Source organism: Leptothrix cholodnii SP-6 (genome assembly GCF_000019785.1).
GTDB lineage: Bacteria > Pseudomonadota > Gammaproteobacteria > Burkholderiales > Burkholderiaceae_C > Sphaerotilus > Sphaerotilus cholodnii.
In genome coordinates, this window is record NC_010524.1 from 687,714 (window position 1) to 700,573 (window position 12,860).

Here is a 12,860-nt window from a genome sequence, read left to right on the forward strand (position 1 = left end):
ACTACTAATTTATCGGTTGACGCTTTTTGAAAAGCGCGGAAGTTTTTTTCTTAGTTGATTAATTCCCATGGCTAGCATTACTATCCAGCAGATCTGCAGGGGTGCTTCAAGTTGTTTCCCGTACAGAGCCGTTGCGACGGATAGCGCCGTGCAAGTGCTAGACATTAGGTAAAGTGTGGTGGTGTTGAAATTGATCCATGCTCGTTTTGCCATTTCTGTCCTTAATATCAATAGAGCTAGGAATGAAATGGCGGTTGCGCTTGCCGCACCTTGTGCGCCAAAATTTGGAATAAGTAGAAAATTTGCGATGCCGTTTACTACTAGCGCTGCGACTGCGGCGATCATTGTTTCTCGGCTTCTGCGGGTGATACCAAGCCCAATTCCGCTGGCTTCGCTCAATGTGTAAAGAAGTGGGTATCCGAGGCAGGCCACTAAAATAAACTGAACGTCGATATATTGTGGTGGAAGTATTGTTTTAATAATCCAAGAGAGTAGCCCTGATGTCGCGAATATTACGACAACCACTGAAAGGATTGTGCTGACCATTTTCTCGATAAGAATTGGGTCCACTCCATCCGAACTCTTTTTGTAGATCATCGGAGCCCAGATCGTCGAGAAAATGCTCTGAATGATCACAGCAATACCAGCAAAGCTGGCGGCTATTGAGTAACTGGCAAGTGATTCAAAGGTTGACAGTTCTTTAAGGAATATACGATCCAACGAAATCATTCCCCAAAATGCAACTCCGCTTAAAATAAGTGGGGAGCCGAAATGAAGTAATTGGCGCAGGGGTATGACTCTTGATGGTGTGTCACATATAGTCGCACTCATCCAAGATTTGCGGGTCATCCAGCCAATCACGACTACAACAGACAGTAGCGATATCGCATTCGCGATGAGGAGTTGAGTTAGTTGACGTTGGGTGGAGCCGATGACAAAGAACGTCAAACAAGCTAGGACAGAAAGCTTTGGAAGAATTTGGCTAAACGAAAAAATAAGGCCTCGCTCCTCCATCCGTACAACGAGCGCGATAAACCGCCCTAGGAAAGCACAGACTAGGCACGCCGCCACAATCGCACTAGCGGTCGCGCTCTCAAGATCAAACAGGAGTTTCGACAGCGCAGACGGCCATGCCAACAGAGTCAGGAGGCTGAGTGTCAGCAGGCTCAGGCCAGGCCAGACACAGCGCTTCAGGAGGGCAGCCTTGTCCGCGCTCTCATGGAATTCCCGCACGTAGGCCTGGTCCAAACCCAGGCTGAACAGCAGCAGGCAGAAACTGATCGCCACTTGGAGCATGGCGATCCGGCCCACGTCTTCTGCAGGGAAGTACCAGGCGGTGAACGGAACGATGAGCAGACCGAGCGCCGCGGAGCCGATCGGCCCGACGGCGAAGGCTGCAATCTTTCGCGCGTTCAAGAGTAGAAACTGTGCACGGTATCGATGACCTTCTGTCGAATCTCCGGCGACATCGAGTACCAGAAGGGAAGCCGAATCAGCCGCTCGCTCTCGGCCGTGGTGTATCGGTCTTCACCGTGAAAACGGCTGTATTTCCGGCCTGCAGTGGCAGAGTGCAGCGGTACGTAATGGAAGACAGCGAGGATGTCTGCGTCCTTCAGATGCTTGAGCAGGGCAGTCCTCTCCGCGAGGTTCTTCGCCTTCAATTGATACATGTGACCGTTGTGTTTGCAGTGTTCCGGTACATGAGGGCGCACGACCAGGCCGCTTGTCTCAAGATCTGCAAATGCGGCGTGATAGGCGTTCCAGGTGGCGAGGCGGTCACGATTGATTTCGTCAGCCATCGTCAGTTGACCCCACAAGTAGGCGGCCTGCAGTTCAGATGGAAGGTAACTGCTGCCGATGTCGACCCAACTGTATTTGTCGACCATGCCTCGGAAGAACAAACTGCGGTTGGTGCCTTTCTCCCGGATGATTTCCGCGCGCTGGGCATAGCGCGGATCGTTCACAATGAGTAGCCCGCCCTCGCCACCACTGGTGTAGTTCTTTGTCTCGTGGAAACTGTAGGCCCCCAGGTGGCCGATGGCGCCAAGTCGCCGGCCCTTGTAGGTGGACATCATGCCTTGAGCCGCATCCTCGATGACCTTCAGGCCATGTCTTTCTGCCAAGGCCAGGATCGGATCCATTTCGCAGGACACACCGGCGTAATGCACCACGACGATCGCACGAGTCTTCGCCGTGATGGCTGCTTCGATCAGGTTCTCGTCGATGTTCATCGTGTCTGGCCGGATGTCGACAAACACGATCTGCGCGCCACGCAGTGCGAAAGCATTGGCGGTGCTGACAAAGGTGTAGCTCGGCATGATGACTTCATCGCCAGGCTCAAGGTCGAGCAGGATCGCCGCCATTTCCAGCGCTTGCGTGCCCGATGGCGTCAGCAACGCGGAGTCGCACTTCAACTGTTCACGAAACCAATGATGACTGCGTTCGGTGAACGCACCGTCGCCGGACATCTTCGCGCTGCGCATGGCAGCTTGAACGTATTGATCTTCCTGCCCCGTGTAGGGCGGCCTGTTGAACGGGATCATCGTGATGCTTCCTCTTTCAAGAAGGCCTGCTCAAGATCGAGCAGGCCCTTCAGTCGGTCTTTCGTGCGCCGGGCTGGCACGCCGGCGTAAATGCCCCAGGGCAGGGTGGACTTTGTTACCAATGCCATCGCGCCGATGGCGCAACCTTCTGCAACTTCGACCCCCGGCATGACGATGGCTCCTGCGCCGACGATGGTCTGGCGCCTGAGGGTGACGGCCGCGAATTGTTCGTTCTTGTACTTGCGTGGGATGAGCGAGTTCGTCATCGTCGCGCCGCTGTAGTCATCCGTCTGGGAAAATACCTTGACTCCATAGGCCAAAGTACAGAAGTCGTCCATGAAGACACCCGGTACACCACCGGCCACCAGGCACATCGGGGTGACGTGGTTGTATCGGCCGATGCGGATGCGACCCGAAAGGACGCAGAAGTCGTCGATGCGGGAGTGATCTCCGATTTCGATCTGGTCTGCGTTGTAGATGGACGCCTTGTCGCTGATCTTGACATCTTGGCCCAAGTGGCGAAAGCCAAAGGCCTGCAATTGCGTTTCGGTGTAATACGCCATCAGTGTGTCTCCAGAATGCTGCGCCATTGATTCACGAGCTTGGTTTCACTGAATTGCTCTCGGATGATTTGACGGTTCCGCTCAGCGAGCTCCGATGACAGGGGTGCTGGTTTGAAGTCTTCGATGTTTCCCACCGTCAATCCCAGGTTCGTCAGGCTCTGCCACGACGTTGTGGACTTTCGCATATAGACGGTTTTGCCCAACCCCAGGAGCGAAATGATGTTGCCCATGCCTTGCTGGCGTTCATGATTGAAAACTGCGATATCGATGCCAGATAGAAGTTTCAGGTAGTCGCCGTAAGGCATGAACTCCCGCAGCGCATGGAATTTGCTGCCGAACTTCGCGCTGCCGAATTTGGTTACTTCGTCGGCATACTGTTGGTCGCCATAGGATAGCGGTGCATGGATTTCCAATCCCGTTTCCAAATGGGGAAGCAGTGCAGCAAAGATGCCATCATGATTATTCGAGCGATCTGCTGAATTTCCCACCAAGATCTGCAAGTTACTGCCTGAATTCCGTGTCGGTAGTTCAAGGTGGTGGTACACGTTACTCGCATAGCACAAGCAGTCATGGTGCTGTCCCTTCGCTCCATACCACTGCCTGGCAAGTGCAACGTCGCCGCTAACATAAGTCACCAAGTGACCGATCCGCGGAATGACGAATCGCCTGAGCATCTCCTTCAGGCGGGACTGCCAGCTCGTGCCGATCTTCTGGTATGCGTACAGGTCGGCTCCCCATATGATCCAGTAGGTTTTCTTGAGCAGCCATGGTTGCAGTGCCAGAAGGACCAGCAGTCTGAAATGTGTCAGTCCGTGCAGCACGATCTTGCCAGCCAAGTTCATCTTCTTGGCGAGCACAGCCAAGCCTATCGGTTTGGCCGCGTAGTCCGACAACCGATGTATTCGGCTTTTTTCACCAGGTTGGTACAAATCACCGCGGTGAATGAAGAAGAAATGGTGGCGGTCCGCTGCAAGCCGCGTGCGAGTCAGTTCGATGAAGGGTGGAATGAACTTCTCGAACTCGACGATGTGAAGAACGTCGTTAGGCTTCATCACGCACTCCGCCACGCAGGCCGTCAAATGCCGAAACCTGTATCGCAAGTGCAGTGCTCATTGCCATAGGCCGCGGCAATCGACGATTTTTAGCGGTTGGAGTTGCTCACGCGAAATTTCTTTGAATTGCTTGTGATCGACCAACAGGAGAATCACGTCGGCACAAGCAAGTGCAGTTTCTACCGACGTCAGATTCAGTCGGGTTTGCCACTTTTCAGGCAGTCGGTCGATATTGGGCTCGACCGCGAGTACCGAGCCGGGGTGGTTTGCTGCGATCTTCTGCGCGATAGATGCTGCAGGGCTCTCGCGCAGGTCATCGATGTCCGGTTTGAAGGCCAAGCCGAAGCAGGCGACGGTGATATCCGAGATTGTCTTGGCCGGTTGGCTGATGAGGCTGTCCGCCACCGCGACCTTGACCTTGTCAATCACCCAATCAGGCTTGCTGTCATTCACCTCACGAGCCGAACGGATCAGGCGAGCTTGATCGGGTGCTGCGCTTACGATGAACCAAGGATCGACCGCAATGCAGTGCCCGCCAACTCCGGGTCCGGGCTGCAGTATGTTCACGCGTGGGTGCCTGTTTGCAAGCCGAATCAGTTCCCAGACGTTGATTCCGAGCTTGTCGCAGATGATCGAGAGCTCGTTGGCAAAGGCAATGTTGACGTCACGAAAGCTGTTTTCCGTCAACTTGCACATTTCGGCGGTTCGTGCCGTCGTGATCACGCATTCGCCGAGCACGAACGTCTTGTACAAGCGTGCGGCCACTGCTGAGCAGGCAGGCGTCATGCCACCAATGACGCGGTCGTTTTGTACCAATTCCTTCAGGACATGACCCGGCAGCACCCTTTCCGGGCAGTGTGCTATGCGGATGTCTGACGTTTCGCCGTGTGTCTGCGGAAAGGTCAGGTCGGGCCGTTCCTGTGCCAGCCAAGCCGACATTTGCTCGGTGGCACCAACCGGCGAGGTCGACTCGAGAATGACGAGGTTCCCCTTTTCGAGCACCGGCGCAATCGATCGGCAAGCCTGTTCGATGTAGCAGAGGTCCGGATCGTGATCCCCGTTGGGGCCACTCTTGAAAGGCGTTGGCACAGCGATAAGGAATGCCTGAGCTCGCTCGGGTCGAGTGGTAGCCCGCAGATAGCCTTCTGTCACTGCTGCATGCACAACCATGTCGAGATCCGGCTCGACGATGTGGATGCGGCCTTGATTGATGGTTTCAACCGCATATTCGTTAACGTCGACCCCGACGACCTTGATCTTTCGACTCGCAAATACAGCCGCTGTCGGCAGACCGATGTAGCCAAGACCAATGATGGAAATAGTGTCGAACGATTGATTCATGATGCGGGTTTGAGTTGCCGGAAGGCTTGAATGATGCGATCGCTGGCTTGGCCGTCGCCGTAGGGGTTGTGAGCAAACGCCATTGCACGATATGCAGAAGGGTCGTCGAAGAGTCTGCGCGCTTCACGAACGATGGTGTCGCGGTCTGTTCCAACCAATCGGACAGTGCCGGCCGCCAAGGCTTCTGGGCGTTCTGTAGTGTCACGCATTACCAGAACTGGTTTGCCCAGAGATGGCGCTTCTTCCTGGATGCCTCCGGAATCGGTCAGGATGATGTAACTGCGCTTCATGAGGTATATGAAGGGCAGGTAGTTCAGCGGCTCTATCAGATGGACATTTTGAGCTTGCCCAAGGATTCGCCGCACTGGCTCTTGGACATTGGGGTTTAAGTGAACAGGGTATACGATTTGGATGCGAGGATCTTCTGATAAATCGCGCAGTGCATTGCATACGGCCTCAAATCCCTGCCCGAAGTTTTCGCGCCGATGGCCGGTAACCAAGATCAACTTGCGAGAAGAATCCAGGAAAGGAAAGAGATTTCCCATCTCTCGGTTCAACTCGGCGTCGTTGTCAATCCGGTGGCTGACGCTCAACAGCGCATCAATGACCGTGTTGCCAGTCACTCGGATGCGTGATGGTTCGACATTCTCTTTCAGGAGGTTGAACTTGGCTTCGTCAGTTGGCGCGAAATGCAGCGATGCAATGCGCCCCGTGATTTGCCGGTTGACCTCCTCGGGCCACGGCGAGTAGATGTTGCCAGTGCGGAGTCCGGCCTCCACGTGGGCGACTGGTATCTGTCTGTAGAAAGCAGCTAGGCTCGTGGCCATGGACGTCGTGGTGTCACCATGAACGAGCACCCACTGCGGCCTAAAGTCGTCCAGCACCGGATCAATGCCGTGCATGATACTGGTAGTGATCTGAGTCAGGTTCTGGCCGGGCTTCATCAAGTCGAGGTCATACTCAGGCTGGATATCGAACAATTGCAGCACTTGGTCAAGCATTTGTCGATGCTGTGCTGTCACGCAAACGCGGGTTTCGAACTCAGGGAACTGCTGAAATCGCTTGACGAGCGGGGCCATCTTGATGGCCTCGGGTCGGGTTCCGAATACGAGCAGGAGTCGGGTTTCAGTGGTCACGATAGATAATCAGTCTGAGTGCTGGGTGGTCGCGTTGTAAGTATGGGTCAGCGGATAATGGCCTGCTTCAGTGCATCCATTTTGAGACGGCCATCTGCTCGCGTCGTATAGCCTCTAAGGGCGTGGCTTGCCAGTACATACAGCACGGACAGTATGAATGTCAGAATCGTGGCAAGCACTGCGATCATGCCGCGCTTGGGGCCGGATTTGTACTCGGGTACCTGCGCGGGATCAATTACCTGGATTACCGATCCGTCACGAGCCTCATCTGCGCGAGCCATCTCGTATTGACGAGCAAACAAGTCGAATAGGGTTTCGTAATATTTGAAATCACGAAACCGTGTCACGTACTCTGCGCCGCTTCCTTTGGCGCGTTCTGGCTCGTCACGATTGGATCTATGAAGTTGTTCACGTAGTGATGCTAGTTCCAGTATCGCATTTCGCAACTGAGGGTTGCTGTTGGTCATCGATTCTCGCATCACTGATACCTTAACCTCCTGGGCGGTTACTGCTGCCTGCGCCTGCGCGAGTTGACTGACCGCTGCTTCGGGATTGGTCTTCAATACCCCTGTATTGATTCCGCCTTCCGTTAAAAGTATCTCGGCTTTAATGAGCTTGGTCTTCGTGTCGGAAAGCTGTTTCTCAAAAAACAAGCGTCGCTGTGCCGCTTCCGTCACTGCAAGGGTGCGCATTAAATTTTGGAGTTCGTCGACATAGGCGGTCGCTATCTTCGCAGCACGCTCAGGATCGTGATCGTCAACCTCGATGTCGATCAGTCCGTCTTTGCCGGCCACAATCCGGCTGTTTTTCTCGAGCCTTTCACGGGCTTTGAATTGGTATTCGACTTCGTAGATCTCACGCAAACTGAATTCGTTAACAATTGCATCGACGATGGCTCGACTCTTCAGCATGCCGATCCACTGATCTGACGGATTTTTAAGACCGGAGATGCCGCCAAGCGCACTTGCCATACCGCCCGCAGCGCCTAGTAGTGCCGTGAGTGCGCCACTTTGTTGTTGCTGCGGAGGTAGTAACTGGACGCTCGCGGTGTAGGTCGGTCGGACGAGATAACTCATTCCGAGTGCCGCGCAACCAACTAGCAGAGGGGCGACGACGAGGAGCAGTTTGCGTCGTGAGAGGATTAACAGGACATCGATGAGGGAAAGCTCCTCGCTGGCATTCATATCAGATATGACATTTCCAGTTTTTGTATCGGCGCCTGTCTGTTGTGTAATTTGACTCATGATGTACCCGCTTCTGCAGAGACTTGATCGCCGGCATTCAAGCCGAACTGACAAAAAATCCGGCTCCAATCCTTGCGCCTGCGTGTGAACGAATCCCAGAAGGTTTCACGATTGGTCTTGCCGGACACGACCAAGATGTCGCAGGACATCATTTCCACCTTCTCGATGCAGTTGAACGAGTCGCGGCAACTGGTGAGGAACATGGTGCCGTCGGCGCGCTCGGCGTGACGCCGTCTTCTAGCGTCAAACCCGGTACGGCGGGTGCAGAGTGTGGTTCGAGGGAGATGCATGGATCGCTGTTCTCGGCACAGGCCAAGGGTCAATGGGAGCGCGGTCGGTACGGTGGCGCTCAGTGTAAGACGGTCGATTTGCTCCCCGACCTGTGTCCCCAGATGGTTGTAACTGAATGCTGGGGGATCGCGATGTATTGCGGTTTCCAGCGGATTCAGTCTCAGCTACCCGCCCCGTTCACCAGCCAGGCCGCATGCTGGCCGTCCTCGATGGCGTACACCCCACGTGCGCTTTTCCACACCAGGGCCTTGTCGCGCAGGGCGTCCAGCGCGTACTGGATGGCCGAGTTGTCGATGCGGATCTCCTCGGCGCTGAGTTGGGCGCAGACGGCTCTGTAGCGTGTCAGGGTGGGGGTGCGAAAGGGGGCGTACAGGTCGCCGGTTTCCGCCATGGTCTGCAGCACGGCGGCTTGCAGCGGCGGCAGGCTGTTGACCTGGCGCATGAACTCGCGGCGCGCTTCCTCGAGCGCGGCGCGGGTCTGTTGCAGCAGCAGGGCGTCGGCGCGGCTGGCGTCGAGGTCGGGCACGAAGGCCAGTTCGTCGAGCACGCGGCGCAGTGTTTCCGGGCGATGGCCGCAGATGGCGAAGGCGTCGTGCAGGGCGCTCAGGCTGGGCAGGATTTCGCCGTCGAACTGCTGCAGCTCCCAGGCCAGGTAGGCGTCGTCGAGCAGGGGCATGTCGACCAGCGATGCGTTCAGGAAGGCCTGGTCTTTGCCATGCACCAGCAGCGCCAGCTTGTCGCGGTTGGAGCCGGTGGCCACGAGCCTGAAGCCATGGTGGGCCGAGCTGTTGATCTGGTCGCGCGCCGCCTTCAGGGCAAACAGGGCCGAGGCGCCCGCTTCGGTGGTGAGGGCATGCTGGGCCTCGTCGATCACCAGCACGATGAGCGCCTGGGTGGCGTCGGACAGCGCGCTCAGCCCCTCGGCCAGCGTGGTGCCGCGGCCGACGCCGACCTTCTGGATGTCGAGTTGCAGGCCGCCCACGGCGATCTTGTCGAGCCCGCCTTTGCGGGCCCATTGCAGCAACCGGCTTTCACGCGAGAGCAGGTGGCGCTGGATGGCGCTGCCGATGAGCTCGCCGGGGTCAGCGCTGCGGTCGGCCCACAGGTCGACATAGATCACCTCGGCGTGCTGGGCCTGCAGCGCAGGCACGAGGTCTTCGCGGATGAAGGTCGATTTGCCGGTGCGCCGCGGCGCAGCCAGAAACACCCCGGAGGCGCCCTTGGCCGACAGGATGCGGCGCACGTACACGTCGGCAAGGCTGGCGCGATGGAAGACCGACAGGTTGGAGTCCAAGGGCGTCGCGCTCGTTATGGAGGGGCTGGGGGCGTCAATTAGGGGGAATTATAGTTTTGTACAGTTTTGGCCGTTCAGGCGCAGCACTGTCTGCAGTGCGTGTGAGCGACGGTCAGGATCGGCTTGTCAAAAGTAAACTGACGCAATGCGCTTGACCGACGACCAGCGAAAGGCAATTGTCTCCATCACCGCCGACTTGGCAGGAGGCGATGCGCGTGTTCGCCTCTTCGGCTCGCGCGTGCACGACGATCTGCGCGGCGGCGACATCGATCTGCTGATCGAATGCCCGCGGCCCATCGAGCGCCCGGTGCGCTTGGCCACCCAGATCACGGCCCGCCTGCAACGCGCGCTGGGTGACCGGAAGATCGACGTGCTGGTGGTCGATCCGCAGACGCCGTTGGAGCCGGTTCACCACGCCGCTCGCGCGCAGGGCATTCTGCTGTGACCCAAGCGCCCGACCTGGCTGACCGGCTGCGTTTTTTGCTCGAAACCGTCGCCCTCGAAGCACAGCACCTGTGTGATACGGATCGGCGCCTGTTTGCCGAGCCTTTCACGGCCGAACGCGCCAGCCGGTTGAAAACCGATGCCTTGTTGTCCGAGCGTGCCGATGCTTTCGCGGCGCGCTTCGCACGGCTGCAAGACACGGCGGGCGACAAGTTGCTGCCCGCATTGTTGCGTCGACTGGCCGAGCCGGTCGGCAGCGTCTTCGACAACCTCGATCGCGCCGAGAAGCTGGGTCTGCTCTCGCAACCCAGCGACGAGTGGGTTGCCGCTCGTGCCTTGCGCAATCGCATGGTCCACGAGTACGTTCGTGATCCTTCGGCCTTGGCTGCGGCTCTGAACGAAGCGCATGCAGCCGTGCCGATGCTCACGGCCTTCGTGGCGGCGTGTCAGGCGTACGTCGCCGCTCGGAAACTGGTCTGAACGGCCTGCGCCCCATCGGCCGTTGCCTGCTTAATTCCGCAGCGTCTTGATCGCCGCCGCACTCAATCCGAACTGATAGAAGATCTGGCTCCAGTCCTTCAGCCCGCGCGTGAACGAGGCCCAGAAGGTTTCGCGGTTGGTCTTGCCAGGCACCACCAGGGTGTCGCCGGGCATCATTTCCACCTTCTCGATGTTGCTGAACCAGCCGCGGCGGCTGCTGTGGATCACGGTGCCGTCGGCGCGCACGACGAACAGGTTGTCGAAATCGGCATCGGCGTCCACGCCGGCGACGTCCAGGTAATCGCTGACCCTGCGGCCGGACCTCCACAGCAACGCGTTGTTGTTGGCCACGGCACCCACCGCGAACACGAAGGCGGGTTTGGCGGGGATGGTGACGCGGTCGCCGTCTTCGAGCTGCAGGCCGGGCAGGTCGGCGGTGCCGAACGCGGTGGTCGGCAACTCCAGCGAGATGCGGCCGCTGGCCTTCATGGTCTTGAGTTTCCTGAGCTGGGCCTTGGCGGCCTCGCCCTGGGCAATGCGCAGGGCCGCCGCACTTTGCGAGTCGGTGGCCGACAGGCTGGCGGCGGTGCTCGCCGCTTCGCTGGCCAGCTGCGCCTCGAGCCGGGTCACGGCTTCGTCGAGTGCCAGTTGCTGCTGGCGGCGGGTTTCTTCACGCGCGAATTCGGTGCCGAAGACATACGCCTCGGTCGTGACGCCACCGACACGTTCGAGCAGCTGCGGCAGGGTTTCGCCGGCGCGGATCTGATAGATGCCGGGCGCGCGTACCTCGCCCTGCACGCGCACCAGGCGGGTCTGCGAGCTGACGGGGTTGCGGATGTCGGCGCGGCCGAAGATGGTGATCACGTCACCGGGCTGCAGCACCAGGTCGTGCGCCGGGTCCCGGTCGATCACGGCCTTGCCGAGGTTGAACGGGATCAGTTCCATCGCCACGCGGTCGGTGTTCAGGCGCTCGATGGCGGCGTATTCCCAGTTCGGCTCGTCGAGCAGGTTGCGCACGTCGCGTTCGAGCTTGGCGGCGCTGACGTCCCGGCTTTCGGTGAACTGCACCAGCTTGTTCTTGCGGACGTAGTAATCAGGCGTGATCAGCGCTTCGCGGTCGGGGATCAACTGGCTGATGCGCATGCCCGGCGTGAAGGGGTAGCGCAGCGGTGCGGCGACGTTGCCGCGCAGGGTCACGGCGTTGGCAAAACGCGGCGCCACGCCGAACAGGGTGAGGATGTCGCCATCGCGCAGGCGGGCTTGGCCGACGGCGCTGGCCAGTTCCACGGTCGACACCACCCGCGGCGCGCCGGGGTTGCTGCTGTCGATGCGTTCGAGCTGGGCGCTGGCGAGGTTGGTGGACGCGGTGGTGCCGCCGCCGTAGGCCAGCACGTCGGCGATGGTCTCGCCACCGGCTTTGAGTTCGTAGATGGCGGGGATGTCGAGCGAGCCGGTCACGGCCACGCGCGGGCCGGCGGGGTTGAACACGATCACGTCGCCGGGCAGCAGGCGGGCGTCGCTGGTCTTGCTGCCGCGCACCAGGAAGTCGTAGAGGTCGAGCTCGCTCACCACCTTGCCGTCGCGCTTGAGCTGCACGCGGCGCATGCTGCCGTTCGGGCCGGGGCCGCCGCTGGCAAACACCACGTTGACGAGGGTCGACAGGCTGCTGACGGTGTAGCTGCCGGGCTTGCGCGCCTGGCCGACCACGAACACCTGCACGCTGCGCAGCTGTCCCAGCGTGACGTTGAGGCTGAAGTTCTTGAACACGCGGCCGACCTGGCTGCGCAGATGGCCTTCGACTTCGCCGGCCTTCAGGCCCGCCACGCCGATCGAACCCACGCGCGGGATGTTGATCTGGCCGTTGCGGTCCAGGGTGGCGCGGTAGTCGACGTCGATGCTGCCCCAGGCGCGGATGTAGAGCTCGTCGCCGGGGCCGAGCACGTAGTCGACCGGCACCGGCACGCGGTCGACCGGTGCGAAGGTGCGCTCGGCTTCGTCGAAGTAGCGCTGGCCGAACACCGGCAGCTGCTGGCCGGTGGCGCTGTAGACGAAGCGCTGGAACTCGTTGGTGGCCAGCGGCACGCGCACGATGCCGGTGCCGGGGTCGGCGCGCACCTCCAGTTCGGCCGGGCGCGGTGCGTCGGGGCTGAGTTGGCCGCTGTTGTCGATGGTGGGCACGCTGGTCGCGCCGGGGGTGGCGCCGCTGCCCGCCGCACCCGCAGACCCGGCACCGACACCACCGCCGATGGCCGTGCCGCCGACGGCCGCCGGAGCCCCGCCGCTGATGCCTTGTGACCAGGCGGGCGGGCTTGTCGTGCACATCAAGGCGGAGACCAGTGCCAGCGACAGGTGGGAGCGAAACATGGGCATCGAGGGGGCTCGTGGAGAGTCGTGGAGAGGGTGTGACAGTCGAACCGGCGGGGTTCGGATGCGGCCGATTCGAGAGGTGCGCAGTGTAAGACCCGTGTTCTG

At 59.3% G+C, this 12,860-nt stretch carries 12 protein-coding genes; 2 read left to right on the plus strand and 10 right to left on the minus strand.

The genetic code is table 11. The annotated features are described in order from the left end of the window. Positions 1-9: 9 nt before the first annotated feature. The 9 genes from LCHO_RS22595 to LCHO_RS03225 all read right to left on the minus strand — a co-directional run bounded on the left by LCHO_RS22595 (position 10) and on the right by LCHO_RS03225 (position 9,464). The gene (locus LCHO_RS22595) at positions 10-1,416 is read right to left on the minus strand and encodes a lipopolysaccharide biosynthesis protein (RefSeq protein ID WP_012345674.1); all 1,407 of its coding nucleotides are present in this window, start codon (positions 1,414-1,416) and stop codon (positions 10-12) included. Then, positions 1,413-2,543 (minus strand): dTDP-4-amino-4,6-dideoxygalactose transaminase, encoded by a 1,131-nt coding sequence (rffA, locus tag LCHO_RS03195; protein ID WP_012345675.1) that lies wholly within the window; start codon positions 2,541-2,543, stop codon positions 1,413-1,415. Before rffA ends, LCHO_RS22595 begins: the two co-directional genes overlap by 4 nt. Further along, a complete protein-coding gene (locus tag LCHO_RS03200) occupies positions 2,540-3,106 on the minus strand; it encodes an acyltransferase (RefSeq protein ID WP_012345676.1) in 567 nt (188 codons plus the stop codon). The genes rffA and LCHO_RS03200 overlap by 4 nt, the downstream gene beginning before the upstream one ends. Next, positions 3,106-4,158, minus strand: coding sequence for a TDP-N-acetylfucosamine:lipid II N-acetylfucosaminyltransferase (locus tag LCHO_RS03205; protein WP_012345677.1), 1,053 nt, complete (start codon positions 4,156-4,158; stop codon positions 3,106-3,108). The genes LCHO_RS03200 and LCHO_RS03205 overlap by 1 nt, the downstream gene beginning before the upstream one ends. Positions 4,159-4,215: 57 nt before the next feature. Then, positions 4,216-5,499, minus strand: a complete 1,284-nt coding sequence (wecC, locus tag LCHO_RS03210; RefSeq protein ID WP_012345678.1) for a UDP-N-acetyl-D-mannosamine dehydrogenase — start codon at positions 5,497-5,499, stop codon at positions 4,216-4,218. Next, entirely contained in the window at positions 5,496-6,638 is a 1,143-nt protein-coding gene (gene wecB, locus LCHO_RS03215; protein ID WP_043703778.1) for a non-hydrolyzing UDP-N-acetylglucosamine 2-epimerase, read from the minus strand. The genes wecC and wecB overlap by 4 nt, the downstream gene beginning before the upstream one ends. 44 nt (positions 6,639-6,682) lie before the next feature. Next, positions 6,683-7,879: a Wzz/FepE/Etk N-terminal domain-containing protein gene (locus tag LCHO_RS22600; RefSeq protein WP_012345680.1), complete on the minus strand. Its 1,197-nt coding sequence runs from the start codon at positions 7,877-7,879 to the stop codon at positions 6,683-6,685. After that, on the minus strand, positions 7,876-8,169 hold the full coding sequence (locus LCHO_RS23275; RefSeq protein WP_150105405.1) for a hypothetical protein: 294 nt from the start codon (positions 8,167-8,169) through the stop codon (positions 7,876-7,878). Before LCHO_RS23275 ends, LCHO_RS22600 begins: the two co-directional genes overlap by 4 nt. Positions 8,170-8,330: 161 nt before the next feature. Next, the gene (locus LCHO_RS03225) at positions 8,331-9,464 is read right to left on the minus strand and encodes an ATP-binding protein (protein WP_012345682.1); all 1,134 of its coding nucleotides are present in this window, start codon (positions 9,462-9,464) and stop codon (positions 8,331-8,333) included. Between the two features lie 145 nt (positions 9,465-9,609). Between LCHO_RS03225 and LCHO_RS03230 the strand changes: the two genes are divergently transcribed. Beyond that, complete coding sequence (locus LCHO_RS03230) at positions 9,610-9,909, plus strand: nucleotidyltransferase domain-containing protein (RefSeq protein WP_012345683.1); 300 nt, start codon at positions 9,610-9,612, stop codon at positions 9,907-9,909. After that, the gene (locus tag LCHO_RS03235; protein ID WP_012345684.1) at positions 9,906-10,388 is read left to right on the plus strand and encodes a hypothetical protein; all 483 of its coding nucleotides are present in this window, start codon (positions 9,906-9,908) and stop codon (positions 10,386-10,388) included. The genes LCHO_RS03230 and LCHO_RS03235 overlap by 4 nt, the downstream gene beginning before the upstream one ends. Positions 10,389-10,418: 30 nt before the next feature. Here the strand turns inward: LCHO_RS03235 and LCHO_RS03240 are convergent, their stop codons facing one another. Then, positions 10,419-12,758: an SLBB domain-containing protein gene (locus LCHO_RS03240; protein ID WP_012345685.1), complete on the minus strand. Its 2,340-nt coding sequence runs from the start codon at positions 12,756-12,758 to the stop codon at positions 10,419-10,421. Positions 12,759-12,860: the final 102 nt, after the last annotated feature.